Origin of the sequence: Nocardia caishijiensis NBRC 108228 (genome assembly GCF_001612825.1) — a bacterium.
Lineage (GTDB): Bacteria > Actinomycetota > Actinomycetes > Mycobacteriales > Mycobacteriaceae > Nocardia > Nocardia caishijiensis.
The window spans coordinates 198,184-221,355 of the sequence record NZ_BDBE01000040.1 but is presented as its reverse complement, the minus strand read 5'-3'; the positions used below and the strand labels follow the sequence as shown (position 1 = coordinate 221,355).

Here is a 23,172-nt window from a genome sequence, read left to right as displayed (position 1 = left end):
GGCCGCACCGTGATTCATCGACGGTGGCGCTGCTCGTAGGCTGCCCGGTCGACATCGGCGCGACGACGTTGCGCGGCGAAGGCGAGTTCGGGGTCGAACCCGTGGCTGACCAGCCGGTGCCTGCGGTAGACGTACACCAGCGCGACGGTGAAGTAGATCAGCGGCAGATACAGCAGCGCCATCATCGACAACCCGATCCACAGCGGCCCGGGGGTCAACAGGAACAGGCACAGCAGCGGCAGGACGGGAACCAGGATGCGCAGCAGATAGCGCCGGGTGGCGCCGGGGCCGGTGAGATCGGCCAGTACCCAGTCCGCCATCGTTGGTGGCAGGGTGGCGCCGCCGATGTAGCGCAGGCGCTGCCAGAGGTTCGGGGTGGTCATCGGTTCTGCCTCGATTCCTCGGCGCGGCGTGCGGCGGTGTTCACCCGGCCGAGCACGTCGCGCAGTTCTTCCAGTTCGGCCAGGCTCACGCCGAGTCGTTCCACCACCGCGGGCGGGATGCGTTCGGCCTCGGCGCGCAGTGCGCGCCCGGCCGCGGTGAGGTCGATCAGCAGGGTGCGTTCGTTGTTCGGGTCGCGGCGGCGGGTGATGAGTCCGGCCGACTCGAGTCGTTTGAGCAGCGGTGACAGCGTGGCCGAGTCGAGCTGGACGGCGTCGGCGACGGCTTTGACCGACATCGGCGTCTCGCCCCACAGGGCAAGCATCACCAGGTATTGCGGATGGGTCAGGCCCATCGGCTCGAGCAGTGGGCGGTACACGGCCAGGACCGAACGGTTGGCCACGGCAAGGGCGAAACACACCTGCCGATCCAGCCGCAGTGGGTCGTCGAAGTCGGTCACGCAGCCAGGTTAGCCCATGAACAGTTAGTGCACAAAGTGTCTGTTGTTTGGCGCACTCACCTGCGGGTACCGTCCCAGCACGCTCGTTCACGCCGGTGGAGGAGGATCGCCGTGGCCAGGTCCGAACAGATACCGACCGTCGGAGTCGAAGAGGAGTTCCTGCTCACCGACCCGGCGACCGGCGCACCCGCACCGAAGAACACCGACGTCGCCGCGACGGCCGAGAAATCAGGCATCGACCTGCAACTCGAACTGACCAGCTGTCAGGTGGAGACCAGCACCGGCGTGCACACCGACATCGGGGAACTGCTCACCGAACTGCGCACCGCACGTCGACGGGTCGCCGAGTGCGCCGCGGAGCACGACGCCCGCCTGCTCGCGGTCGCCGTGCCACCGACGGTTCCCGAGGGGTACCCGGTCACCGACACACCGCGTTATCAGCGCATCGCCCGCACCTTCGGCATGATCGCCCAGGAGCAGGGACTGTGCGGATGCCACGTGCACGTCGCGGTCCCCGACCGGGAGACGGCGGTGCAGGTGAGCAACCATGTGCGTCCGTGGCTGCCGGTCCTGCTCGCGCTCACGGCGAACTCGGCGATCTACCGTGGTCGCGAGACGGGGTACGCCAGCTGGCGCAGCATTCTGTGGCGGCGGTGGCCGAGCGCGGGCCCACCGCCGTACTTCTCCTCGCTGGACGAGTACGAGGCGATCGTGGCCATGATGCTCGCCAGCGGAAGCATCCTCGACAACAAGATGGTGTACTGGGACATCCGCCCGTCGGAATCCTTTCCCACCGTGGAGATCCGGGTGAGCGACGTGCCAGCCACCGCCGAGGAATCGGCGCTGCTCGCCGGGCTGATCCGGGGGATCGTCGGCACCGGGCTCGACGCGATCTCCCGGGGCGAACCGGCGACGGCGGTCCCGAGCGAGGTGCTGCGTGCGGCCTACTGGAACGCCGCGCACTCCGGTTTCGACGGTGACGGGCTCGATCCGATCGAAGGCCGGGTGCTGCCGCATCGCGAACTGCTCGCCGAGCTCATCGATCGCATCGGGCCCGCGTTGCGCGCGACGGGCGATCTGGAGTTCGTCACCGGAGCTGTCGCGGCCCTGGCCGAGCGCGGCAACGGCGCTCGGCGTCAGCTGCGCGCACTACGCTCACGAGACGAGATCGCCGATGTGGTCGCGGAATCGGCGAACGCCACCCTGGAGGGATGTCCATGAGTCGCCACGTGCAGATCACCTTCGACGCGCACGACCCCCGAGCACTGTCGATCTTCTGGCGTGAGGTGCTCGGTTACGTGCACCCCGGCCCGCCCGGTGTCGAACTGTCCGACGGTGCCGATCCGCTCGCCGCGTGGGACGAATTCCTCACCCGGATCGGCGTGCCTGCCGAGGAACGCGATGCGCGATCGGCGATCGAGGACCCCGCCGGGCAGGGCCCGCGCGTGTTCTTCCAGCGGGTGCCCGAGGACAAGGTCGCCAAGAACCGTGTCCACCTCGATGTGCGGGCGGCACCCGGCCTCCAGGGCGAGCAGCGCATGTCCGCCCTGGAAGCCGAATGCGAGCGCCTCGTCGCCCTCGGCGCCACCCGCCTGCGGCGTTTCGAGCCCGAACCGCCCATGAGCGCCGGGTTCATCGTGCTGGCCGATCCCGAGGGCAACGAGTTCTGCCTGGACTGAAGGGGCTCAGACGAGGTCGCGGGGGATCCGGCGGTGCCAGTTCTGTGAGTACACCCGGTTGCGCAGCGTGCGCGGGTCGGCGGGGGAGTCCTCCAGTTCGTAGGCGTCGAGCTGGGCGTCGATGACGAACTCCTCGGCGGTGCAGCGCAATACGGTGTCGGTGACCACCTCGGTCCGCCAGTCGTCGCGTTCGAGGCGGCGCACCGTTCGGGTCTGGCCACGCACCGAGGTGACGTCGTTGTCCTGGAAGCTGAACCATTCCGTGGTGGCGCGGCGCACCGAGGTACCGGTGTCGTCGAGCACCATCGTGCCCTGGTCGTTCTCGATCTCCAGGGTGGACACCCCGCTGGCCAGGTCGCGTTCGACCTTCCAATGGTGTTGTCCCGGTTCGACCTGCGTCGTGGGCGCGGGTGGCGCGGTCTCCGGTTCGCCGAAGGGGCGAAGGGCGGCGTCCTCCGGGCGCGGTGCCCGTTCCGGCAGGGTCAGCGTGCTCGCGCCGGTGTGGACGGCGAGCATCACCGGTTCCGGGGACGGCCACGCCAGCGGCCAGTACGACGACGACACCGACAGTCGGATCCGGTGGCCCGGCGGGAAGGAGTGCGCGATCCCGTTGAGCGGCAACCGCACCCGGTAGGTACGGCCCGGTTCGAGCGGCTGTGGTTCGGCGCTGCCGTCCCGGTGGGTGAGGTTGAGCAGACCGTAGGTCACCCGGGTCGCCTCGCCGTTGGGTGCCACATCCGACAGTCTGGCGGCCAGCATCGCGTTCGGACGATCGGCGGAGACCTCGAGGTCGAGCGTGGGTAGGCCGAGGATCTCGCACGGTTGCTCGAGTGCCTCGGTCTCGAAAACCAGCGAGCCGCCGTCCTCGTCGCGCTGGTCCGACGGCAGGTCGGGGGTCGCGGCATAGGACGCCCACTTGCCCGCGAACATGCCGACGCTCAACGGCGACTGCACGTGCAGGGTGTGTGCCGGTGCGGACTCCTCGGTCAGCGAATAGCGACCGAGGCCGAACCGGCGCGGCTGGATGTTCGCCGACGGCCAGCTCGGTTCACCCACCCAGCGGCCGGGGCGGTCCTCGTAGGACGGATGCGGGGAAACGCTGTCCTGCAACCACACCCGCAACATCGGTTCGTCCATGATCGCGGTGTCACGACCCTTGAGCCAGTGATCCCACCACCGCACCGTCTCCTGCAGGAATCCGATCGCGGGACCTGGCACGCCAAGGTGCGGGTACTTGTGGCCCCAGGGGCCGATCAACCCGAGACGCGGCACGTCGAGATGCTCGAGCAGGCGGAAGATCGCGTTGGTGTACCCGTCGGCCCAGCCGCCGACGGCGAGCACCGGGCACCGCACCGCGCTGTAGTCCTCGTTCACCGAGGCACGCTTCCAATAGTCGTCGCGGCGTTGGTGTTCCAGCCACGGCTCGATCCACAGGCCGCTGCCCGACAGGCGTTCGTGCCACATCTCCCGCCACCGGTCGCCGACGATGGCGGGGTCGGGCGGGAGACTGTTGAACGCGAACATCACCGTCGCCTCGGACAAGTTGTCCGACAGCAGGCAGCCACCCATGTAGTGCATGTTGTCGACGTAGAGGTCCTCGGTCGCCGACGCGCTGATGACGGCCTTGAGCGCCGGTGGCCGACGCGCGGCGACCTGCAGGCTGTTGAATCCGCCCCACGAGATGCCCATCATGCCGACATTGCCGTCGCACCAGGGTTGTTCGGCCAGCCACGCGATGACGTCGCAGGCGTCGTCGTGCTCGGCTCGCAGGTACTCGTCGTGGAGCACGCCGTCGGAGTCGCCGCTGCCGCGTAGATCCACCCGCACCGACACATACCCGTGGCCCGCCAGGTAGGGGTGGTTCAGTGCGTCACGGCCGCGGGTCAGGTCCCGCTTGCGATAGGGGATGTACTCGAACACCGCGGGCAACGGTTCCTCGGTGACCGGCCGCCAGATGCGGGCCGCCAGTCGCGCGCCGTCGCGCATCGGGATGAAAACGTTCTCGGTGACCCGCACCTCGTACGGGAACGACTCGACCGTGTGCACTCAATCGACCTCCTCGAATTCGAACGGCAATGCCGCGAGACAGTCCTGGTAGCGCTGCTCGAGCTCGTCGTGGTCGGCGGCGCCGAGGTACAGGGTGGCCAGTTTGTAGCGGTAGGGGTCCTGGTTGGGCAGCTGCGAGAGCCGATCGCCCGGCGCCACGTCGATGTTCACCACGGTGTCCGGGAACCTGCGGCGCAGCGCATCGATCCGCGACTTGTCGGGGACGCGGGTCACGACACCGTCCTCGTAGCACGGCACCATGCATTGCGCGGCGACCGCGAAATGTCCCTTCCGGTGGGGCATCTCGGGGGCGTGGCCGAGCGCGACGTCGATGGCGACGGTGTGGTTGGAGGTGCCGTCGACCTTGACGAACAGATCGCTGTGCGACTGGGAGATGCGGGTGTTGATCTCGATCAACCACAATTGCCCGGTGTCGGCGTCCCACATGAACTCGGAGTTGAAGCAACCGTTGTCGTAGCCGACGTGGCGCAGATAGCGTTCGGTGACCTCGATCATGGTGTCGCGCACCGACTCCGGCACCGTGCGCGCGGGGTAGTCCAGGTGGGCGAAGCTGTGACCGGTGGCGTCCTTGCGCATGTCGAACACGCCGTGTATCCGGTACTCGCCGTCGGCCATCGAACCCTCCGGCGCGGCCTGGGTTCCGGTGACGATCTGCTCGGCCAGGCACGTGCGGCCCCCGGCCACCCGCACTTCCTCCGGCACCGTCACGCGGGCGAGGGCCTGATCGAACGGGTCGGCGATGCGGCCGATCTCGGCGCGGATGGTCTCGACGGCCGCCGCGAATTCCGCGCGATCGCGCACCTCGAAACCCAGCTGTGACGAGTGGGCCTTCACCGGCTTGACCCAGAACGGGAAGTCCAGGTCGATGCTGTCGAGGGCGTTCGGGTCGAACGGATCGAAACCGCAGAAGTCGGGCACGCATTCGGGCACGGACTCGCGTTGCAGCACCCGGCTCCACAATTTGTGCTCCGAGCGCAGCACGCTGTCCAAGCTCGGTGCGGGCAGGCCGTGCTCCGCGGCGAGGATGGGCACGATCACGCTGGTGGGGAAGTCCCAGTGGGCGATGATGGCGTCCACCGATCCGTCGAAGGCCCGCAGTTCGGCGCGGGCCCGGTCGAGCAACTCGTCGAAATCGAACTCCTCGGCCTCCACCAGCGACTCGTAGTCGAGCAGGCCGTGCAGGCGCAGACCGCCGGAAATCTCCACCGTGCTGATCTCGGCGCGCTGCAATTCGGTCAGGCCGGGTACGAAAACATTCTTCGTCATGGGTGGCGTCTAACCGGAACGGGTGGTCCGAAACAGTGCATGACCTTGCGATCTCTGGTCGTTTCCCGGCGGCGGATGCGGGAACGCGCGGGCAGTGAGATGTTGTGCACGGCGAGGACAGGTGGTCGACGGACATCAGGTCGCGCTGCTGCGCTCGCGCGACCGGGCGGGCCTCGCGCCACCGGCTCCGCACGGGCTGCGGGTGGTGGAGCACGAGGGTGAATGGCGGATGGTGCGGTCGGGGCGGTTCGGCTCGCTGTCGCTGCTGGCGGGGATGGTGCGCGCGAACCGGCCGTGGCAGCTGGTGATGGGATTGTCCTCGGCGTTGGCCGGGGCGATGGCGGGGACAGCGTTCGGCGTGCTGTACTCGTCGATCTGGTCGCTGGCCACGGCGATGGGGCCGCTGCGGTTGGCGGGGATGACGGTAGCGGCCCTGAGCGCCCTCTCGGCGTGGATCATCGCCGGGCACGGCCTGTGGGAACAACGGACGATCGGGCGCGACGATCGCTACCTCGCCCTGCGCAACGCGGGAACGGTGACCACGGTCGCTGTCGGCACGATCGTGTTCTTCCTCGCGCTGTACGCCATCACCCTGGTGGCGGTGGCCGTCGTCGTCCCGCCGGACTACCTGAGCACCACCCTCGCTCGGCCCTGCGGCCCGTCCGACTATCTGACGATCGCGTTGGTGGCGACGGTGCTCGGCACGGTGGCGGGCGCGGTCGGCTCCGGTCTCGAAGACGACGTGACCGTGCGCAAGGCGACCTACGGTTATCGCGAGCAAGAGCGTCGCCGAGCCGTCGAAGACCAGCGCCGCGAGCGGGAGCTCTAGCGCAGTCGCCCCGGATATCCTCGATGTCGGTGGTCGGGTGAAGGGGCGCCCACCGGGACGGAGCGCTGGCTGATGGGCGGCAGAGCGGTGGCACGGCGGCTGATCGCGGTCGTCGCGGCGGTCGTTTCGGCGACGGCGTGCGCGAGCGAGCGGACGAGCCCGCCCACCTCGCCGATCGCCTCCTCGACCGCGCCGAGCCGGACCGACGGCCTGCCAGATCTCGGGGCACCCGAGGTGGTCGCGCAGGGCATCGAGGTGCCGTGGGGCCTCACCTTCCTGGCCGACGGTGCCGCACTGGTGGCCGAACGGGACTCCGGGCGGATTCTGCGGGTGGTGTCGGGGCGTCCGCCCGAGCCGTTCTTGGAGGTGCCGGGTGTGGTGGCGCGCGGGGAAGGCGGGCTGCTCGGGCTGGCGGTCCGCGAGGACTACGTGTACGCCTACTTCACCTCGGCCGACGACAATCGCGTCGTCCGGTTCCGGCCCGGCGGTCCAGTGGAGGTGGTCTTCGCCGGAATCGCCAAGGCGGGCAACCACAATGGTGGGCGTATCGCGTTCGGGCCCGACGGAATGCTGTACGTCGGCACCGGGGACGCGGGGCGGCCGTCGCTGTCGCAGGACCCGACCAGTCCGAACGGCAAGATCCTGCGGCTGACCGCCGAGGGGGCGCCCGCACCGGGAAATCCGACACCCGGTTCTCCGGTGCTGAGCACAGGGCACCGCAATGTGCAGGGGTTGGCCTGGGACGCGACCGGCGCCCTGTACGCGGCGGAGTTCGGTCAGAACCGCCTCGACGAGATCAACCGCATCGAACCCGGCCGCAACTACGGGTGGCCCGACGTGGAAGGCGGAGGCGGTGCCGACCGGGGGTTCACCGATCCGCTGCTCACCTGGTCGACCGAGGAGGCCTCGCCCTCCGGTATCGCCATCGCGGGCGACACCCTCTACGTCGCCGCCCTGCGTGGCGAAAGACTCTGGACGGCAAAGCTTTCCGGTGAGGTCCTGGTCGCGCCCCGCGACTACCTGCGCGACACCTACGGCAGGTTGCGCACTGTCGTCGTCGCTCCCGACGGTGCCCTCTGGCTCACCACCTCCAATACCGACGGTCGCGGTGACCTCCGGGACGGCGACGACCGGATCCTGCGCTTCCCCGCCCGCTGATCGACCCATCGTTGTTTCGATGTCCGGTATCGGCAAGTCTATTGGTCAACGGATGCGACCGGGCCTACCTTCGGGTGGCGGAACCGTTCGACAGGTGGTCTCCCCACTCAGCCCGAAGGAGCTTCGATGGCGAAATTTCTGTTCGTGATGACCGGCGCGGATCACTGGACCCTTGCCGACGGCACCGAACACCCCACCGGCTACTGGGCCGAGGAATTCGTCGCGCCCTACGAGGCGTTCACCGGGGCCGGTCACCAAGTGGTTGTCGCCACCCCGGGTGGCGTCGTCCCGCCCGTCGACGCGGGCAGTCTCGAGGCCGAGGTCAACGGCGGCGCCGCGGGAGCACAACGGATCAGGGACGTCGTCGACGGCGCGAAGGAACTGCGCGACCCGGTGCGCCTGGAAGACGTCGACCTGGCCGAATTCGATGCCGTCTACTACCCGGGTGGCCACGGGCCGATGGAAGACCTTGCCGTGAACAAGGATTCGGCCGAGCTCCTCACAGCCGCCCTCGCCTCGCGCAAGCCGCTCGCTGTCGTCTGCCACGCGCCCGCCGCGCTGTTGGCCACCGGCGACGCCTCGCCGTTCGCCGGTTACCGTCTCACCGGTTTCAGCAACGCCGAGGAAACCCAGGCGGGCTTCGCCGACAAGGCGAAGTGGTTGCTCGAGGACCGCCTCGTCGCCCTCGGCGCGGACTACAGCTCGGGTCAACCCTGGGCCCCGCACGTCGTCACCGACCGCAACCTGTTCACCGGCCAGAACCCCGCTTCGTCGGCCCCGCTGGCCGCCGCGGTGCTCAAAGCGCTCGCCTGAACCCGGAAGCGATCGCCGACACCGGTCGCATCCAGCGCTCGCGCCCTACCGAGTGATCCAGGTCGAGCGCCCATGCGATCAGAGTGTGCTCACACCTGCTCGACGGCAGCACCTCGACGTCGGCGCCGAACCGACTGGTAAGCGCCGCCGTCGGGGAACGAAGCGGTCAGCGGCGGACGGTGCCCTCGGCCGCCGTCGCGGCCTCGAGTACCAGCTCGGCGAACCGTTCCGTGTGGATGAGGGGCAGATAGTGTCCGGCGCGCGGGACGACGACCAGTCGGCCGTCGCGGCAATGCCGCAGGAAACGGTGCTCCTGCAGACGGAAGTGGTCGTGGCGGCCGTTCACCAGCGTCGTCGGTCCCGAGTAGGAGTCCAGGGCGGCGAGTACATCGAAGCCGCACAGCGCCTCGACGACATCGGGGATCACCTCCGTAGCGATACCCGCGTCCACGACGGCGTGGGCGACAGGCACAGGCAGCACGCGGTGAAACAGTCGTGAGCTCGCCCGGTGACCGCCGTCGGCCCGTCCGGACAGCACGCGGTGCATCAGGGTGAACGGCGTCATCCGCACGCGTGTCGGGACACAGGTCGACCCCGCGACCACGAGCCCCGCCACCTTCTCCGGAGCGCTGCCCGCACCGGCGATGCCGAGGTAGCCGCCCAGCGAGTGCCCGACAACCAAGGCCTGACCGCCCACCGAATCTATTGCCCCGCAGATCGTTTCGACCGAACCCGCGACAGTGAACCGTTCGCCGCGGCGGCTTCCGTGGCCGGGCAGGTCGACCGTGGCGACGGGGCGCACCCGGTCGACACGGTCGGTGACCGCCGTCCAAGCCGCTCCACTCATCCGTATTCCGTGGACGAACACCACCGGTAGTCGTTCCGGCATAGCTACCCCTCCTTCGATAATGCAACGCAACGTTGCGTTGCAAATGTAGCGCTGGGGGCTGTGCAACGCAACGTTGCGTTGTATCGTTGCCGAGTGACGACCTCGGGCCCGCGAAAAGCCGAAACCATCTACCTCTGTGCCCTCGAGCTGCTGGCACGCGACGGCTACGACAACCTCACGATGGAAGCGGTCGCCCGGCAGTCCGGGGTGAACAAAACAACGCTCTATCGCTGGTGGCCGTCGAAAGACGCGCTGCTGGCCGCCGCGCTCACTGTTGCCGCGCCCCTGCGCCTTTCGATCCCCGACACCGGTGGCTTCGCGGGCGACCTCGTCGCCCTCGGGCTCGAGATCGGGCGGCTGCTGAGCTCCGAGGACACCTCGCCCATCGTCAGGGCGGTGCTGTCCGCGTCGGCCGCACGCCCCGAACTCGCCTCGGTGGGGCAGCGCTTCTTCGGTGACCGTCTCGCACGTGAGCGGGTGATCTTCGACCGCGCCGTCGCCCGGGGTGAGATCTCGGCCGGGCTCGATCCGGCGTTCGTCATCGACCTGCTCGCGGGGTCGTTGTGGACACATGTCGTGTTGCGCGGCGAAACGTTCAGCGAGTCCTATGTCCGCACGGTGGTGGGGGTCATCCTGCGCGGGGTGAGTTCGCCGACGGTGTGAAGCGTGGTCGACCGGTGGCTGCCGTCCGCGAGCGTCGTGGTCTCCGGCTACGCCTGGTACCGCTACGAACTACGCGCCTCCGCCACCGAACCACCACGCTGCGCGCGAACCGAACCGCGGTGAAACGGTGCGTATCAGCCGATCGCGCGAATCGACCGCACCACCGTCGGTGTCGGTCCTTCCGAGCCGGGAGTGGACAGAATCTGTTCTTCCCACGGTGAGCAGTCGGGGTTGGGGAAGAATTCCCACGTCCGGTGCGACCGGTTGGACTCATAGCGAGCCCCGTCGATTCCGCCCTCGGGTCAGAGCAGCACGTTGCAGAGGCTGCTGTCGAGCTGCGCCCAGTATGGACCGGTCTGATCGGGGTTCGCCCACAGGCAGAGGTTGAAATCGCAAGCATTTTCGGCGGTCGCGGAGGTGGTGGCGGCGGTGAGTCCGCTGAGCGCAATCAGGGCAGCGGTCGCGGCAGCGGCGGCAGGTTTCTTCATCATGAGTCAGGCCTCCAATTCGGATGAGCGGGCCCAGAGGCGCCCTACTCCCTGAGATGTCAGCCAGGACTCCGTCGGTTCACCATTCGCAGTCGTTCGGCGGGCAATCCCCGCGCGGCACCCCTCTGCACACCCGCGCACATCTTTCGCGGCAGCCTCTCCTCACGTGTGCTCGGTTACGAGCCTGCGAACCCGTAGTGCCGATCCCGGTAGAGGCCGGAATTCTTCCAGAAGCGAGAATTGTGACCAATGACATACGCACGCGCCAATGGCGTCGAATGGTCGTCGAATAGCACACTTGATGGCACCTGGGCGGTGTCCGGATAGCGCTGAATGGTCACCGGAGGGGCGCGGAACGATCCCGGTTTTCCCGCCCGACAAGGCTGGTCACGGTCGCCAGGGGTGTCGCCTCGTGCCTCACCGGCGCCGCTCGGTGGCTGGGTGAGATGAGACACGAAAGTGGTTGGCGTGCAACGCAATTGGTACACTCCTGGCTGGTGGAGCGAGCGGCGGGGACCGCAGACCTCGACGCTCCCTCCACCTCCGATCTTGCCCGCCGCAGGCGTCGAACACGATGTTTGGGGCGAGGAATCCGTGGGCAAGCGCCCACCATGGCAACTGACGAGCACGAAGGCACCGCACCGGACCTGGTCACTGTCGACCTGCTGCGTGAACTCCTGAGCGCCGAGGACGCACAAGCCTGCCTGGTTCTCGAAGGCGGCCGAGTGCGGATCGCCGAGGACGGGCGGAACGGGATGGTCGTCGCCACCCGCGCCGACGTGGTCCAGCGACTGGGCCGCAACCCCGACCCGACCGCGCTGACCGAACAGGCGGCCCTGCTGGACAGCGAAGTCCGCCTGCTCGGGGCCTGACCACCCCGCGATGCGCGAAATCTCTCAGCGCCTCACGCGGTGAGGAACTCGATGAGGACGCGGTTCACCTCGTCGGGGCGTTCGAGGTAGCCGTAGTGGCCGCAGCGCTCGATCTCGGTGTAGCGGGCGGTCGGGATCGATTCGGCGACTTCGCGGCAGAACGTGGGCGGGACCATCTGGTCGTCGGCGAAACCGACCACCAGGCTGGGGACGGTGATATGGCGGTAGGCTTCGCGCCGATCCTGGGAACGGTCGAGACCGAGCTGGGCCCGGGTGCCGGGAGTGCCCTTGCCCGAGGTGAATTCGAAGATGTCGAGCCACTCCTGGGCCTTGGCCGGATCGGCCAGGGTGTGCGGTGACAGGTTGAGCATGGCCTTGACCGCGGCCGCGTATTCCGGCGGCAACTGAATTCCCTTGTCGAACAACGCTTGCTCGCCCCGGTTGAGCGTGCTCGACACCGGGTGCGGGCGTGCGGTCGCCGCGAACATCACGGCCTTGCCGAGCAATTCGGGACGAGCCAGCGCCAGCTCGGCGACCACCCGCGAACCCATGGACGTGCCGACCACGTGGGCAGGTGCGCCGAGATGCTCGATCAGCGCCGCGGTGTCACCGACCAGGTCGGCCATGGTGATGCCCCGCGCCGACTCCGAGGACGGCGCGATCCCACGATTGTCGACGGTGACGACTCGGAACCCGGCTCCGACGAGCGCGGGCACTTGATAGCTGCGCCAGACCCGGCCGGGGCTGCCGCTTCCCATCACGAGCAGGACGAGCGGGCCCGAGCCGGTGACGTCGTAGTTGAGCTGGATGCCGTTGAGCGAAGCGAGGGGCATCGTCGAACCTTACCGTCAGCGTGGCACGCGCCGAGCTACGGTGCCCGGCTCCTCAGGCCCCGTACATGGCATCGATGTCATCGGCGAATCGCTGCGCGACCACGTGCCGCTTCACCTTGAGGGTGGCGGTGAGTTCCCCGGATTCCTCGGTGAGGTCGCGGTCGAGGACCACGAACTTCTTGATGGATTCGGCGTGCGACACGGTGCTGTTCGCGTCGTCGATCGCCTGTTGGACCTCGGCGAGCAGCGCCGGATCCGTGCGCAGGTCGGCGACGGTCGCGTCGGCCGGTCGATCGGTGGCCGCCTTCCATGCGGTGAACGCCTCCGGGTCGACGGTGATCAGCGCCGTGATGAACGAGCGAGCGTCGCCGAGCACGACGGCCTGCGAGATCAGCGCGTGCGAGCGGATTCGGTCCTCCATCGGCCCGGGGGAGACGTTCTTGCCGCCCGCGGTGACGAGCAGGTCCTTCTTGCGCCCGGTGATCGACAGGAACCCGTCGGCATCGATGGCACCGAGATCGCCGGTGCGCAACCAACCGTCGTGCGACGCGGAGGCGGTGGCGTCCTCGCCGCGCCAGTACCCGGCGAAGACCACGCCGCCGGACACCTCGATCTCGCCGTCCTCGGCGAGCCGAACGGCGTTGCCGCCCAACGGTCGTCCCACCGAGCCGATCTTCACCGCGCCCGGCACGTTCACACAGTGCGCCGCGGTGGATTCGGTCAGGCCGTAGCCCTCGTAGACCGGCACACCGACACCACGGAAGAAATGCCCGAGCCGAGGTGTCAACGCGCCGCCACCGGAGATGACGAATTCGCAATCCCCACCCAGCGCCGCCCGCAGCGGGGCGTACACCAGCCGGTCGCACAGCGCGTACTCGGCCCGCAGCAGCGGCGAGGGCCGCCGGGCGAATCCGCCGGTGTGGTCGAGGTTCTCACTCCAGCGGACCGCCGTCCGCTCGGCGAACCGGAAGACGGCCGCCCGCACCGCGCCGCCGTCGCGTGCCTTCTTCTCCGCACCGTCGCGCACCTTCTCGAAGACGCGTGGCACACCGAGGATCGTGTGCGGGCGGAAGCGGGTGAACTGCCCGGTGATCGTCTTGAAGTCCGCCCAGTGCGCCTGCGTCATGCCCGCTTCGAACGCGGCCAGCGACACCGCCCTGGCCAGCACGTGCGCGAGCGGCAGGAAGGTGAGCATCCGTTGCCCCGGGCGGGCGACCTCGCCGATGGTCGCGGCCAGGATGCCTCGGACCTCGGCGAGAAAGTTGCGGTGGGTGAGCATGCAGCCCTTGGGGCGCCCGGTGGTGCCGGAGGTGTACACCAGCGAGGCGAGGTCGTCGGCGCGCAACCCGGCGAGCCGTTCGCGCAAGGAGTCGTCGGATCGGTCGGTGCCCTCGGCGATCAGCAGTGCTTCGGCGCCGTCATCGATGACCAACACGCGTCGTAGCGTCGCCGGTGCGTTCGCGAGCAGATCCTTGTGCCGGGCGGTCTCGACGATCGCGAGCACCGCACCGGAGTCCTCGAGGATCCACCGCACCTGCTCGGCGGAGGACGAGTCGTACACGGGGACGGTGACCGCACCCGCGGCCCAGATCGCGAAATCGAACAGCGTCCACTCGAAACGGGTCGCCGACGCGAGGACGACCCGGTCGCCCGCCCGCACACCGTTGGCGATCAGGCCCTCGGCGACCGCCGACACCAGGCGCGCGAACTCCTCGGCGGTGACGTCGACCCAGCGGTCCCCGACGGGACGGGAGAACAGCACCCGCCGCGGGAACTGTTCGGCCTGGGCGTAGACGGAGCCGACGATGGTGTCGTCATCGGCGATGGTGAACGTGGCCGGTGCGGTGAACTCACGCATGCTCGCCTCCAAGGTGCTGATCGGGTCGCTGGAATCGCCGCAGGGCGCGGGCGAAGTCGGTGATGTCGTCGACGGTCCAGTCGTTCATGCGCTGATCGAGCAGCACGAGATCCTGCTCGACCGCGGCCGCGTGGGCGCGTCGACCCGAGTCGGTCAGCGTGAGCGGATACCCCGCGCGGGAATTTCCCTCACCCGCCGTCACCCAGCCCGCCTCGATGCAGGTCCGCAGCTGCCGCGACACCGTCGATCGGTGCACACCGAATGCCTCGGCCAACTCGGTGGCACGACAGCCGGGATTCCGCTCGATGTAGGACAGCGCCGAGCGCTGCGCGAACGACGGTATCCCCTCCGACGCGGGCCGCGCCGCGATGACTTCGCGGACGATCTGCGTGAGCGCGTCGTGGACCGCGACGAGCTCGGCCGACCATCCACCCGATCGGTGTTGCATGACGCAACTATATCGCCGGGTGATCGCCGACGACGCACTGCCCCGGTGTGGTGTCGATGACCCCCGGGTCTCAGCGGCCTCGGCGTTCGCTGCCCCGGAGCAGCCGCGACACCGCTCGTTCGACGATCGCCCGACGTTGGCTGTCGGTCCCGGCCCGGGCGGCCCGGTCCAGCGCCCGGGAAATCGTCGTGCCCCCGGCGAACGCTTCGGCGACCCTCGGGTCGATGTAGGAGGCGCGGGCGACGGCGGGCGTATTGCCCAGCGCGGCGGCCACATCGGCGATCACAGCTCGCTCCGTTCGGGCGCGGGCACGCTGGGAAGCCGGGGGTCGCGCCCGCGCGAATCCCTCGGCGGCCAGCACGGTGGCCTGCCACCGGTTGCCACGGGGTACGAACGCAGCTCTACCGGCTACCGGCGGTGCCGACTGCTTCTACGCTCACGCACGGGAGCCGAAGAACTCGGCTCGGGCGGCGGTGATCCGCGCTTGGGCCTGGGCCGCGCCCTGGAAACTGACCGCGGCCGAACCGCCACCGGCTAGGCCGAGGGCCAGCAGGCCGCCGATCACCGAGAGGAGGTTCGGGTCGGGGAGGATTCCCGTGTCACTGGTGGGCGTGACGTCGTGGGCCGGAGCTCCGGGACCGCCGCCGGGTGCGGGAGCGGCGGGTGGATCGGCGGCTCCGCCGGGGGCCGGTGACGCGGGGGAGTCCGGGCCGGGAGCGGATCCGCCCGGCGGAGCGGCGGGGGCTCCGCCCGGTGCGCCCTCACCCGGTGCGCCGCCGGATTCGTCCGGGTCGGGCTGGGGTGCCTCTGGTTGTGGGGCCTCCGGTGCCGCAGGCGCGGGAGCTGCTGGAGCGGGAGCTGCTGGCGCGGGAGCGGGTTCGGGGGCGGGCGGTGCAGGTGGATTGCCGGGGTTGCTTCCTTGGTTCCCACCCCCGTTCCCCTGGTTGCCGTTTCCGTTGCCGGGGTTCGGGTTGCCGTTGTTGCCCTGGTTTCCGCCGCCGTTTCCTTGGTTGCCGTTTCCGTTGCCCGGGTCGGAGTTTCCGTTGTTGCCGCCGTTGCCGTGATCTCCTGGTTCGGCGACGAACCGGATCGTTGCGCTGTCAGGAGCACCGGGCACGGACACCGGCTGCGCCGCCGCGAGGCCGCCGTAGCCGAGGAGCCCGAGGACTCCCACGGTTCCGGCCGCCGCAGCTGTTCGTCTCATTCGGCCCGCTGCCACTTGCCCTCCGTCCTGTCGCTCGAGGCCAACCACGCACCAATGCGGTCGGATCCCGAGGCCGTGGTGTTACGCGAGTCGACGGCCGGACGCTGCGCTGAGGCGAGATCCACCGGTCGTGCGCTGAAAGGGCGCGGCGATCGCGTCCGGTGATGTTCCGGTTCTGTCACGGCCTCGGATCGCGGCCCTCCGCAGCGTTAGGTTACGACCATGTCTTGGCCGACGCTCGACTATTCCTCGTGGCACGCGACCTGCGACACTCTCCACGCCTACACGCAGATCCTCGGCAAACTCGCGGTCGCGTCGGCACCACCGCAACCACAACTCCAGCACGCCGCCCTACGGCTGACCGCACGGGGCTGGGAGACCGATCCGCTGCCCGCCTCCGACGGGGCCGGGCGCGCTCGTCGTCGCCCTCGATCTGCGTAGGCACGCCGCGGTGGTGGAGTACAGCGACGGTCGGGAGTGGTGCGTTCCGCTCACCCCGAACCGCGCCGTCGCCGACGTCACCCACGACGTCCTCGCCGCGGCGGGCAACCCCGCCTTCGATCCGACGCCGCAAGAGGTGCCATGGACCGACCCGCTCGACGAGGACCGCGAACACCACACCTACGACCGGGCCGCCGTCGCCATCTACTTCGCCGCGGCGACCAGGGCGGCGCAGGTGCTGGCGGACTACCGTGCGCCCTTTCGTGGCCGGTCGACGCCGGTCAATGCCTGGTGGGGCAGTTTCGACCTGTCGGTGAGCCTGTTCTCCGGGCGCCACGCGACCCCGCCCTCGGACGACTTCATCATGCGCAACGCCATGACGGCTCAGGAGATCGCCGTCGGTTGGTGGCCCGGCGATCCCCGCCACCCCCGAGCCGCGTTCTACGCCTACGCCTATCCCGCGAACAAGGACTTCGCCGCGGCGACTCTCGAACCGTCGCAGGCACGCTGGGTCGACACGCTCGGCGAATTCGTGCTCGACTGGAACGACGTGTGCGCCGCGTCCGATCCGCATGCCGTCGCGCTGTCGTTCGCCCGCTCGGCGTTCGCCCACGGCTGCCGCACCTGTGATTGGGACGAGACGCTGGCCGACAGCGGGTTGGGGAAGCCACCGCCGGTCTCGTGAACGGGTACCGCGCTTCACCAGCGATTCCGATGGGCGTTACGGCCGCTTGATCGGCAACCCTGTCGGCGCGGGGATCTGTTCGACGGTCAACCGCTTGCGGAACACCCAGTAGGTCCAGCCCTGGTAGATCAACACCACCGGCGTCACCAGTACCGCCGCCCAGCTCATCACCTGCAACGTGTAGTGCGACGACGAGGCGTTGTCGACGGTGAGGTCGAACGCCGGGTCGATGGTGGAGGGCATCACGTTCGGGTAGAGCGAGCCGACCAGCAGGACCGTCGCCGCCGCGATGGTGAGCGTCGTACCGACGAAGGCCCAGCCGTCGCGGCCGACTGTGGTGGCGCCACCGGCGGCGAGCAGCCCGAGCACCGCGGCGGCGACCGCACCCCAGGTCCAGCCGCTGCCGTAGGCGAGCTGCGTCCACAGGGCGAAGCCGCCCGCGATCACCGCCGCGGGAACGAACAGCACACGCACGGCCCGCCGGGCGCTGTCGCGGACCTCACCACCGGTCTTGAGCGCCAGGAAGATGGCACCGTGCAGGGCGAACAGCACCGCTGTCGTCACACCGCCCAGCAGCGCGTACGGACTGAGCAGGTCCGACACCGAACCGACGACCTGGCGGTCACCGTTCAACGGAACACCGCGCACGAGGTTGGCGAACACCCACCCCCACGCCAACGCGGGCACCCATGAACCGATCCCGATGCCCGCGTCGCACCATGCCCGCCAGCGCGGGTCGTTGATCTTGGCCCGGTATTCGATGGCGCAGATCCGCAGAATCAGGGCGACCAGCAGCAGGAGCAGGGCCAGATAGAACCCGGAGAACAGGCTGGCGTACCACTCGGGAAACGCGGCGAACATCGCACCGCCCGCGGTGATCAGCCAGACTTCGTTGCCGTCCCACACCGGCCCGATCGTGTTGAGGACGACCCGTCTACGGGTATCGGACCCCTTCCCGAGGATCGGCATCAGCATGCCGACACCGAAATCGAAACCCTCGAGCACGAAGTAGCCGGTGAACAGGATCCCGATGAGGACGAACCAGAACTGCGCGAGACTCATCATCGGCTCCTAGTAGGCGAACGACAGTTGTTCGACTGGTTCGGCCCGGTGCCTGCCGCCGCCACCGTCGTCGTCGGGGCCCGAATCATCCTGTGTCGTGGATGATTCCGGTGCCGGGCCCGCGACGGTGTACCGGTGCATCAGGTAGTACCAGACCACCGCGAGCGCACCGTAGAGCACGGTGAACACGATCAGGGAGAACAGCACGGTACTCGGCGCGTGGTCGGACACGCCCTGGTCGACGGTCATCCGGATGGTGAGGTCACCGGTGCGGTTGGGAACGACCACCCAGGGCTGGCGGCCCATCTCGGTGAACACCCAGCCCGCGCTGTTGGCCAGGAACGGGGTGGGGATGGCGAGCAGACTCAGCCAGGAGAACCAGCGCTGGTCGGGGGCCCGGCCGCGTCGGGTCACCCAGAATCCGGCGAGCAGCAACACTGCCGGGCCCGCGAGCAAGCTGACCATGGCGCGGAAGGACCAGTAGGTGACGAAGAGGTTCGGCCGATAGTTGCCCGGCCCGTACTGCTCGACATAGGAACGTTGCAGGTCCTCGACTCCCTGCAAGGTGACACCGGTGAACTGGTCCTTGGCCAGGAACGGCAGCACGTAGGGCACCTCGATCAGATGCTCGACACTGTCGCAGTTGTTGTGGGTGCCCACGGTGAGCACCGAGAACTTCGGGTCGGTCGCGGTGTGGCACAACGATTCAGCCGACGCCATCTTCATCGGCTGCTGGTCGAACATGATCTTGCCCTGGATGTCGCCGGTCAGGGCGACCACCACGATCGAGGCCGCTACGACGTACAGGGAACCGCGGGCCGCCGGCCGCCACAGCGTGACGGCGTCGGACTGTCTCGCCGGGTCACCGCTGCGCATATCGCGCACCATGAACCAGCCGCAGATGCCCGCGACGAACACCGCGGCGGTGAGGAACGCGCCACCGACCACGTGGGGAAAGGCGGCCAGCGTGGTGTTGTTGGTGAGCAGGGCCCAGATGCTCTCCAGCTCGGCCCGACCGGTCTCCGGGTTGAAACGCGCGCCGACCGGATGCTGCATGAACGAGTTGGCCGCGATGATGAAATACGCCGAGGCATTCACCCCGATCGCGACGATCCAGATCGTGGCCAGGTGAACGAGTTTGGGCAGCCGGGTCCAGCCGAAGATCCACAGCCCGAGGAACGTCGATTCCAGGAAGAAGGCGACCAGTGCCTCGAAGGCCAAGGGCGCGCCGAAGACGTCTCCGACGAAGCGGGAGTACTCGCTCCAATTCATCCCGAACTGGAATTCCTGCACGATGCCGGTGGCCACGCCGATCGCGAAATTGATCAGGAACAACCGGCCGAAGAATTTGGTGAGCCGATACCATTTCTCGTCACCGGTGACGACCCACGCTGTCTGCATTCCCGCGACGATCGGCGCGAGACCGATGGTGAGCGGCACGAAGATGAAGTGATACACCGTGGTGATACCGAATTGCCACCGCGAGATATCGACCGTGCTCATCGCCAACGTACTCATCGTCGGTCTCCTGCCGTCGTCGTGAACTGTCGCCGAACCGGGCGCGCGTGCGCCGCGTGTTCCGAGGAGCGTCGAGCCGTGGTGGTACGGGGTTCAGGACCCCAGTGAGACCGCTGCCTCGGAGGTCTCGACCAGGAAGGTGAAGGTCTCCTGGAAGTACAGCTGGACGGTCTCGGCGTCGTGGCTGAGGTAGCCGATCGACAGGTCCTGGCCGATGGCGAGTTCGAAGTCGCCGCCACGAGTGGTGAGCGCGAATCCGCCGGTGATGGCCGGTGCCCAGATGATCTGGCCCTCGATGAGCCGCTCGATGTGGGTGCGGATCGGGTAGCCGTGGTCGGAGGTCTCACTGACCTTCGTGTACAGCTCGGCGCTCAGCAGCACCGAATACGGTCCCTGTACGCCGGACAGACGCAGTTCGGTGAGCGCGTGGGAGATGGCGTCGGGAATGTCGACCACATTGCTCGGCAGTGCGACAGGGGAGTTGGAGGCGGCGGCGCGGATACCGGTGATGCCCGCGGCGGCGTAGCCCTCGAAGATGGCGCGGTCCTCGGCGAAGGCGATCTTCTGGGCGGCGTCCTTGAGGTTGTCGAGGTCGGCGTCGGGGGCGCCGCGTTCGACGTCGTCGAGTTCGGAGCGCTTCAACGTGAAGGGCACCCGGAGTTCCACGAGCGGCTGCACCACACGCTGGTGTGCCCGCACACCGTCGTCGGGGGAGTCGATCGGGGTGAGCCTGCCCCGGTTGAGCGCCGAATAGGCCACACCCCGGGGACCGGACACGTCGACCACGCGGCGTCCGGCGACATTGCGCTTGAACGTGCGGGTGGCTTCTTCTTCGATCTCTGTCCAGGCCTCGTCGGTGATCGGCGCGAGTTCGCGATGGAGGTTGCTCATTCAGTGACTCCCTTTCATGGACCCGATGGAGAGCGAACCGTCCGACACCCGCTGGCTCGGCTCGGCGGCGATGACGGGAGCGAACTCGGGAACGTCGATCTCGGCGTCTTCGTCGGCGATGGAGGCGGGGGCATCGGGCAGGTCGCCGAGAAAATCGGCGGACGGAGCGAAGAACAAACTGCCGGTGACTGCGGTGGAGAAGTCGAGAATACGGTCGTAGGGGGCGTCGTCGGTCCCGAGGAACATGCGCTCGAGCATTTTCTCCGGCACCGATGGGGTGGCGCAATAAGCGATGTAATAGGTGCCGAGTTGTCCGTCCCCGACGGTGCCGAAGGGCATATTCGCGCGCACGATGTCGTGCTCCACCCCCTCGGCATCGACGATCGTGTTCATGGTGACGTGCGAGCTGGGCGGTTTCACGTCGTCGGGGAGCTCGTAATCGCTGAGCTTGGTCCGGCCGATCACGAGTTCCTGCTCCTCGATCGTCAGGGCATTCCATTCATCGAGGGGATGCAGGTACTTCTGCACGATCACGTAGCTGCCCCCGGCGAACGCGGGATCCTCGGTGGCGACCAGAACCGCCGCCTCGGCCGCGCTGCCCTCCGGGTTCGCGGTCCCGTCGACGAAACCGAGCAGGTCGCGTTGTTCGAAGTAGCGGAATCCCGATGTCTCGTCGACGACTGTCGCCGCCTCGCGCAACCGGGTCGCGATCGCCATCGCCAGTTCGTAGCAGGTGCCCGTCATCTCGCTCCTGATGTGGAACAGTAGATCGCCGGGCGTCGCGGGGCAGGAGTGCACCGGCCCGGCATAGCCGGGGAAGTCGTGCAGCTCGGCGGGTTCGGGCCCGGTGAACAACCGGCCCCAGGCGCGGTGCCCGATGCCGATGACACAGCTGAGGTTCTGTTCCGGGGTGCGGAAACCCACCGACTTGCGTAGGCCGTCGACGGCGGCCAGTAGCTCGCGGACTGCTGCCTCACCGCCCTCGTCGATGGTGGCGACGAGAAAGATCGCCGCCTGCGTGAGTGGTTCGAGGACCTTTTGTGGCTCACCCATGGCGGTCAGCCTACGGCCGACCGTTGTTCGTGATGTTCTTCCTGGCTGCGTGTCCGGCGAAGTGTCCCCTTCGCCGGAATGCGGCAGTATCGGGCTCATGTTCGTTCGTCACGCCGGTCGGTCGCTGTCGGTTCTGCTCGTGCTCGGGGTGATAGCCGGATCGTCGCCGGGTGCGGGTGCGGCTCCGGGACGGGGGCCGCTCGCCGGACCGAATCCGTTTCTTGGACCGGCCGGTACGGCGACCATGCACGGCGATGCGGGCTCCTCGGACGTGGTACCGCATGCCGGACCGGGGATCGAGGCGCGTGGCGTCGGAGGCTTCCCGCTCGGCGCGGCCTGCCCGACCCTGCTGCAAGGCTCGGACGGGCTCGTCGTCGCGCTGTGCACCGCGGTGACCGATCGCGCGCCGGTGGTGCACCTGATCGACCCGGGCACCGGCTCGGCGGTGTCCGGGTCGCTGGCACAGTCGTCGCCCGCCAAGGGTGGTCTGCTCGGCGGGGTGTACGCCTATCTCGACCACGCCGACCGGCTGGTCATGGTCGACGGAAATCGCGACCTCCTGCGCATCGCTCACGAACGGGGTGTCCATGGCTGGGAACTGCGGGTGGTCGAGGCCGTGGACCTGACGGCGGCCATTCCGGCCGACGACAATGTCACCGGCCTGGTGCCCGACTGGTCGGGCACTGTCTGGTTCGCCACCGAGAACGGGGTGGTCGGGACAGTCACGGTCGGGGGTGCGATCTCCACCCTGACGCTGCCGCTCGGGGAGACGGTGGCCAACAGCATCTCCTCCGCACCGACCGGCCGGGTGTCGGTGGCCACGACACACGCGCTCTACGAATTCGGCACCGACGCTTCGGGTCACCCGGTTCAGCTGTGGCGCGCGGCCTACGACCGGGGGCCCGCCCGCAAACCGGGGCAGCTGTCGTGGGGCACCGGGTCGACGCCCACCTACTTCGGCCCGGATACCGGCGCCGACTACCTCACCATCGTCGACAACGCGGCCGATCGGGTGAAGGTGCTCGTCTTTCGTTCCGGCAGTGGCGAACTGCTCTGCGAACAAGCCGTGCTCACAGAAGGCGGTGCGGGCAGCGAGAATTCGCCGATCGGCATCGGCGGATCAGTTTTCGTGGCGTCCACCTACGGCTACCCCTACCCGGCGGTCCCGGCGGGCGCCGGACCGGCGCACCCCGAAACCGCCCCGTTCGCCGGTGGAATGACGCGCGTGGACGTGGACAGCGGAGGCTGCCGGACGGTCTGGGAGAACACCGTGCGCAGTGCCGCGGTCCCGCACCTCTCGACCGAGGACGGATTGATCTATACGGTCACCCGCGACGGCACACCGAACACGACACCGCTGGACGGATACTCGTTCACCGTGATCGACCCGAACAGCGGCGCGGTAATAGGCCGAAACCCATTGCCGCCGACCATGATCGCCGACCCGCTGCAGACGTCGCCGTTGATCCTGCGCGACGGCGACGTCCTGCAAGGCGTCACTACGGGCATCGTGCGCGTCGGTCGATGAGTCGGCGCCTGGACCGTCGAAGGCGACATGGACCCGGCCGTCGTGCGGACGGTGGAACACCTCGCGGTGACCGTGGCCTCCTGGGT

The 23,172-nt window shown here is 68.5% G+C and carries 25 protein-coding genes; 10 read left to right on the top strand and 15 right to left on the bottom strand.

Features of this window, described 5'->3' with window-relative positions; genetic code table 11:
• Window positions 1–14: 14 nt before the first annotated feature.
• Window positions 15–383 (bottom strand): DUF5313 family protein, encoded by a 369-nt coding sequence (locus tag NC7_RS23400; RefSeq protein WP_067986672.1) that lies wholly within the window; start codon window positions 381–383, stop codon window positions 15–17.
• Window positions 380–841 (bottom strand): MarR family winged helix-turn-helix transcriptional regulator, encoded by a 462-nt coding sequence (locus NC7_RS23395; RefSeq protein WP_067986670.1) that lies wholly within the window; start codon window positions 839–841, stop codon window positions 380–382. Before NC7_RS23395 ends, NC7_RS23400 begins: the two co-directional genes overlap by 4 nt.
• 111 nt (window positions 842–952) lie before the next feature.
• Between NC7_RS23395 and NC7_RS23390 the strand changes: the two genes are divergently transcribed.
• Window positions 953–2,062 (top strand): glutamate--cysteine ligase 2, encoded by a 1,110-nt coding sequence (locus NC7_RS23390; RefSeq protein WP_236573636.1) that lies wholly within the window; start codon window positions 953–955, stop codon window positions 2,060–2,062.
• The gene (locus NC7_RS23385; RefSeq protein WP_067986668.1) at window positions 2,059–2,520 is read left to right on the top strand and encodes a VOC family protein; all 462 of its coding nucleotides are present in this window, start codon (window positions 2,059–2,061) and stop codon (window positions 2,518–2,520) included. The genes NC7_RS23390 and NC7_RS23385 overlap by 4 nt, the downstream gene beginning before the upstream one ends.
• Before the next feature lie 6 nt (window positions 2,521–2,526).
• On the opposite strand, the gene NC7_RS23380 is transcribed toward NC7_RS23385, so the two are convergent.
• Together NC7_RS23380 and NC7_RS23375 are read right to left on the bottom strand one after the other, a co-directional pair.
• The gene (locus NC7_RS23380; protein WP_067986667.1) at window positions 2,527–4,566 is read right to left on the bottom strand and encodes a CocE/NonD family hydrolase; all 2,040 of its coding nucleotides are present in this window, start codon (window positions 4,564–4,566) and stop codon (window positions 2,527–2,529) included.
• Entirely contained in the window at window positions 4,567–5,853 is a 1,287-nt protein-coding gene (locus tag NC7_RS23375; RefSeq protein ID WP_067986665.1) for an ATP-grasp domain-containing protein, read from the bottom strand.
• A 121-nt stretch (window positions 5,854–5,974) separates the two neighbouring features.
• Between NC7_RS23375 and NC7_RS23370 the strand changes: the two genes are divergently transcribed.
• From NC7_RS23370 to NC7_RS23360, 3 genes are all read left to right on the top strand, one after another.
• A complete protein-coding gene (locus tag NC7_RS23370) occupies window positions 5,975–6,682 on the top strand; it encodes a hypothetical protein (protein WP_067986663.1) in 708 nt (235 codons plus the stop codon).
• A gap of 72 nt (window positions 6,683–6,754) precedes the next feature.
• Window positions 6,755–7,840: a PQQ-dependent sugar dehydrogenase gene (locus NC7_RS23365; protein ID WP_067986661.1), complete on the top strand. Its 1,086-nt coding sequence runs from the start codon at window positions 6,755–6,757 to the stop codon at window positions 7,838–7,840.
• A 126-nt stretch (window positions 7,841–7,966) separates the two neighbouring features.
• Window positions 7,967–8,653 (top strand): type 1 glutamine amidotransferase domain-containing protein, encoded by a 687-nt coding sequence (locus NC7_RS23360; protein ID WP_067986659.1) that lies wholly within the window; start codon window positions 7,967–7,969, stop codon window positions 8,651–8,653.
• A 166-nt stretch (window positions 8,654–8,819) separates the two neighbouring features.
• Here NC7_RS23360 and NC7_RS23355 read toward each other — a convergent pair whose 3' ends face one another.
• The gene (locus NC7_RS23355) at window positions 8,820–9,542 is read right to left on the bottom strand and encodes an alpha/beta fold hydrolase (RefSeq protein WP_067986657.1); all 723 of its coding nucleotides are present in this window, start codon (window positions 9,540–9,542) and stop codon (window positions 8,820–8,822) included.
• A 93-nt stretch (window positions 9,543–9,635) separates the two neighbouring features.
• On the opposite strand from NC7_RS23355, the gene NC7_RS23350 reads away from it, so the two are divergent.
• On the top strand, window positions 9,636–10,205 hold the full coding sequence (locus NC7_RS23350; protein ID WP_201449924.1) for a TetR/AcrR family transcriptional regulator: 570 nt from the start codon (window positions 9,636–9,638) through the stop codon (window positions 10,203–10,205).
• Between the two features lie 302 nt (window positions 10,206–10,507).
• Here the strand turns inward: NC7_RS23350 and NC7_RS23345 are convergent, their stop codons facing one another.
• Window positions 10,508–10,696: a hypothetical protein gene (locus NC7_RS23345; protein ID WP_067986656.1), complete on the bottom strand. Its 189-nt coding sequence runs from the start codon at window positions 10,694–10,696 to the stop codon at window positions 10,508–10,510.
• Between the two features lie 608 nt (window positions 10,697–11,304).
• Between NC7_RS23345 and NC7_RS23340 the strand changes: the two genes are divergently transcribed.
• Window positions 11,305–11,565: a hypothetical protein gene (locus NC7_RS23340; RefSeq protein ID WP_067986654.1), complete on the top strand. Its 261-nt coding sequence runs from the start codon at window positions 11,305–11,307 to the stop codon at window positions 11,563–11,565.
• Window positions 11,566–11,597: 32 nt separating this feature from the next.
• Here NC7_RS23340 and NC7_RS23335 read toward each other — a convergent pair whose 3' ends face one another.
• The 5 genes from NC7_RS23335 to NC7_RS29765 form a co-directional block, all read right to left on the bottom strand.
• Complete coding sequence (locus tag NC7_RS23335) at window positions 11,598–12,398, bottom strand: alpha/beta fold hydrolase (protein WP_067986652.1); 801 nt, start codon at window positions 12,396–12,398, stop codon at window positions 11,598–11,600.
• Between the two features lie 52 nt (window positions 12,399–12,450).
• A complete protein-coding gene (locus NC7_RS23330) occupies window positions 12,451–14,256 on the bottom strand; it encodes an AMP-dependent synthetase/ligase (RefSeq protein ID WP_067986650.1) in 1,806 nt (601 codons plus the stop codon).
• Window positions 14,249–14,704 carry a MarR family winged helix-turn-helix transcriptional regulator gene (locus tag NC7_RS23325; RefSeq protein WP_067986648.1) on the bottom strand — a complete coding sequence of 152 codons (456 nt, stop codon included), beginning with the start codon at window positions 14,702–14,704 and terminating at the stop codon, window positions 14,249–14,251. The genes NC7_RS23330 and NC7_RS23325 overlap by 8 nt, the downstream gene beginning before the upstream one ends.
• 70 nt (window positions 14,705–14,774) lie before the next feature.
• Complete coding sequence (locus NC7_RS23320) at window positions 14,775–14,990, bottom strand: hypothetical protein (protein ID WP_067986646.1); 216 nt, start codon at window positions 14,988–14,990, stop codon at window positions 14,775–14,777.
• 150 nt (window positions 14,991–15,140) lie between these two features.
• The gene (locus tag NC7_RS29765; protein WP_176579731.1) at window positions 15,141–15,908 is read right to left on the bottom strand and encodes a hypothetical protein; all 768 of its coding nucleotides are present in this window, start codon (window positions 15,906–15,908) and stop codon (window positions 15,141–15,143) included.
• A gap of 222 nt (window positions 15,909–16,130) precedes the next feature.
• Here NC7_RS29765 and NC7_RS29875 point away from each other — a divergent pair, with 222 nt between their 5' ends.
• Both NC7_RS29875 and NC7_RS23315 read left to right on the top strand, forming a co-directional pair.
• Window positions 16,131–16,349 (top strand): DUF5996 family protein, encoded by a 219-nt coding sequence (locus NC7_RS29875; RefSeq protein ID WP_201449923.1) that lies wholly within the window; start codon window positions 16,131–16,133, stop codon window positions 16,347–16,349.
• 10 nt (window positions 16,350–16,359) lie between these two features.
• Window positions 16,360–17,034, top strand: a complete 675-nt coding sequence (locus tag NC7_RS23315; protein WP_201449922.1) for a DUF5996 family protein — start codon at window positions 16,360–16,362, stop codon at window positions 17,032–17,034.
• Between the two features lie 36 nt (window positions 17,035–17,070).
• On the opposite strand, the gene cydB is transcribed toward NC7_RS23315, so the two are convergent.
• The 4 genes from cydB to NC7_RS23295 form a co-directional block, all read right to left on the bottom strand.
• The gene (gene cydB, locus NC7_RS23310) at window positions 17,071–18,096 is read right to left on the bottom strand and encodes a cytochrome d ubiquinol oxidase subunit II (RefSeq protein WP_067986713.1); all 1,026 of its coding nucleotides are present in this window, start codon (window positions 18,094–18,096) and stop codon (window positions 17,071–17,073) included.
• 9 nt (window positions 18,097–18,105) lie between these two features.
• On the bottom strand, window positions 18,106–19,599 hold the full coding sequence (locus NC7_RS23305; RefSeq protein WP_067986644.1) for a cytochrome ubiquinol oxidase subunit I: 1,494 nt from the start codon (window positions 19,597–19,599) through the stop codon (window positions 18,106–18,108).
• 108 nt (window positions 19,600–19,707) lie between these two features.
• Window positions 19,708–20,505 carry a family 1 encapsulin nanocompartment shell protein gene (locus tag NC7_RS23300; RefSeq protein WP_067986643.1) on the bottom strand — a complete coding sequence of 266 codons (798 nt, stop codon included), beginning with the start codon at window positions 20,503–20,505 and terminating at the stop codon, window positions 19,708–19,710.
• The gene (locus tag NC7_RS23295) at window positions 20,506–21,558 is read right to left on the bottom strand and encodes a Dyp-type peroxidase (RefSeq protein ID WP_067986641.1); all 1,053 of its coding nucleotides are present in this window, start codon (window positions 21,556–21,558) and stop codon (window positions 20,506–20,508) included.
• 97 nt (window positions 21,559–21,655) lie between these two features.
• Here NC7_RS23295 and NC7_RS23290 point away from each other — a divergent pair, with 97 nt between their 5' ends.
• Window positions 21,656–23,086: a hypothetical protein gene (locus NC7_RS23290; RefSeq protein WP_067986639.1), complete on the top strand. Its 1,431-nt coding sequence runs from the start codon at window positions 21,656–21,658 to the stop codon at window positions 23,084–23,086.
• Window positions 23,087–23,172 lie beyond the last annotated feature (86 nt).

Excerpts from the sequence above, each read along its gene's own strand:
- NC7_RS23400 (WP_067986672.1), bottom strand. The coding sequence starts at position 383 with ATGACCACCCCGAACCTCTGGCAGCGCCTGCGCTACATCGGCGGCGCC.
- NC7_RS23385 (WP_067986668.1), top strand. The coding sequence starts at position 2,059 with ATGAGTCGCCACGTGCAGATCACCTTCGACGCGCACGACCCCCGAGCA.
- NC7_RS23375 (WP_067986665.1), bottom strand. The coding sequence starts at position 5,853 with ATGACGAAGAATGTTTTCGTACCCGGCCTGACCGAATTGCAGCGCGCC.
- NC7_RS23365 (WP_067986661.1), top strand. The coding sequence starts at position 6,755 with ATGGGCGGCAGAGCGGTGGCACGGCGGCTGATCGCGGTCGTCGCGGCG.
- NC7_RS23360 (WP_067986659.1), top strand. The coding sequence starts at position 7,967 with ATGGCGAAATTTCTGTTCGTGATGACCGGCGCGGATCACTGGACCCTT.
- NC7_RS23355 (WP_067986657.1), bottom strand. The coding sequence starts at position 9,542 with ATGCCGGAACGACTACCGGTGGTGTTCGTCCACGGAATACGGATGAGT.
- NC7_RS23345 (WP_067986656.1), bottom strand. The coding sequence starts at position 10,696 with ATGATGAAGAAACCTGCCGCCGCTGCCGCGACCGCTGCCCTGATTGCG.
- NC7_RS23340 (WP_067986654.1), top strand. The coding sequence starts at position 11,305 with ATGGCAACTGACGAGCACGAAGGCACCGCACCGGACCTGGTCACTGTC.
- NC7_RS23335 (WP_067986652.1), bottom strand. The coding sequence starts at position 12,398 with ATGCCCCTCGCTTCGCTCAACGGCATCCAGCTCAACTACGACGTCACC.
- NC7_RS23330 (WP_067986650.1), bottom strand. The coding sequence starts at position 14,256 with ATGCGTGAGTTCACCGCACCGGCCACGTTCACCATCGCCGATGACGAC.
- NC7_RS23325 (WP_067986648.1), bottom strand. The coding sequence starts at position 14,704 with ATGCAACACCGATCGGGTGGATGGTCGGCCGAGCTCGTCGCGGTCCAC.
- NC7_RS29765 (WP_176579731.1), bottom strand. The coding sequence starts at position 15,908 with ATGAGACGAACAGCTGCGGCGGCCGGAACCGTGGGAGTCCTCGGGCTC.
- NC7_RS29875 (WP_201449923.1), top strand. The coding sequence starts at position 16,131 with ATGTCTTGGCCGACGCTCGACTATTCCTCGTGGCACGCGACCTGCGAC.
- cydB (WP_067986713.1), bottom strand. The coding sequence starts at position 18,096 with ATGAGTCTCGCGCAGTTCTGGTTCGTCCTCATCGGGATCCTGTTCACC.
- NC7_RS23305 (WP_067986644.1), bottom strand. The coding sequence starts at position 19,599 with ATGAGCACGGTCGATATCTCGCGGTGGCAATTCGGTATCACCACGGTG.
- NC7_RS23300 (WP_067986643.1), bottom strand. The coding sequence starts at position 20,505 with ATGAGCAACCTCCATCGCGAACTCGCGCCGATCACCGACGAGGCCTGG.
- NC7_RS23295 (WP_067986641.1), bottom strand. The coding sequence starts at position 21,558 with ATGGGTGAGCCACAAAAGGTCCTCGAACCACTCACGCAGGCGGCGATC.
- NC7_RS23290 (WP_067986639.1), top strand. The coding sequence starts at position 21,656 with ATGTTCGTTCGTCACGCCGGTCGGTCGCTGTCGGTTCTGCTCGTGCTC.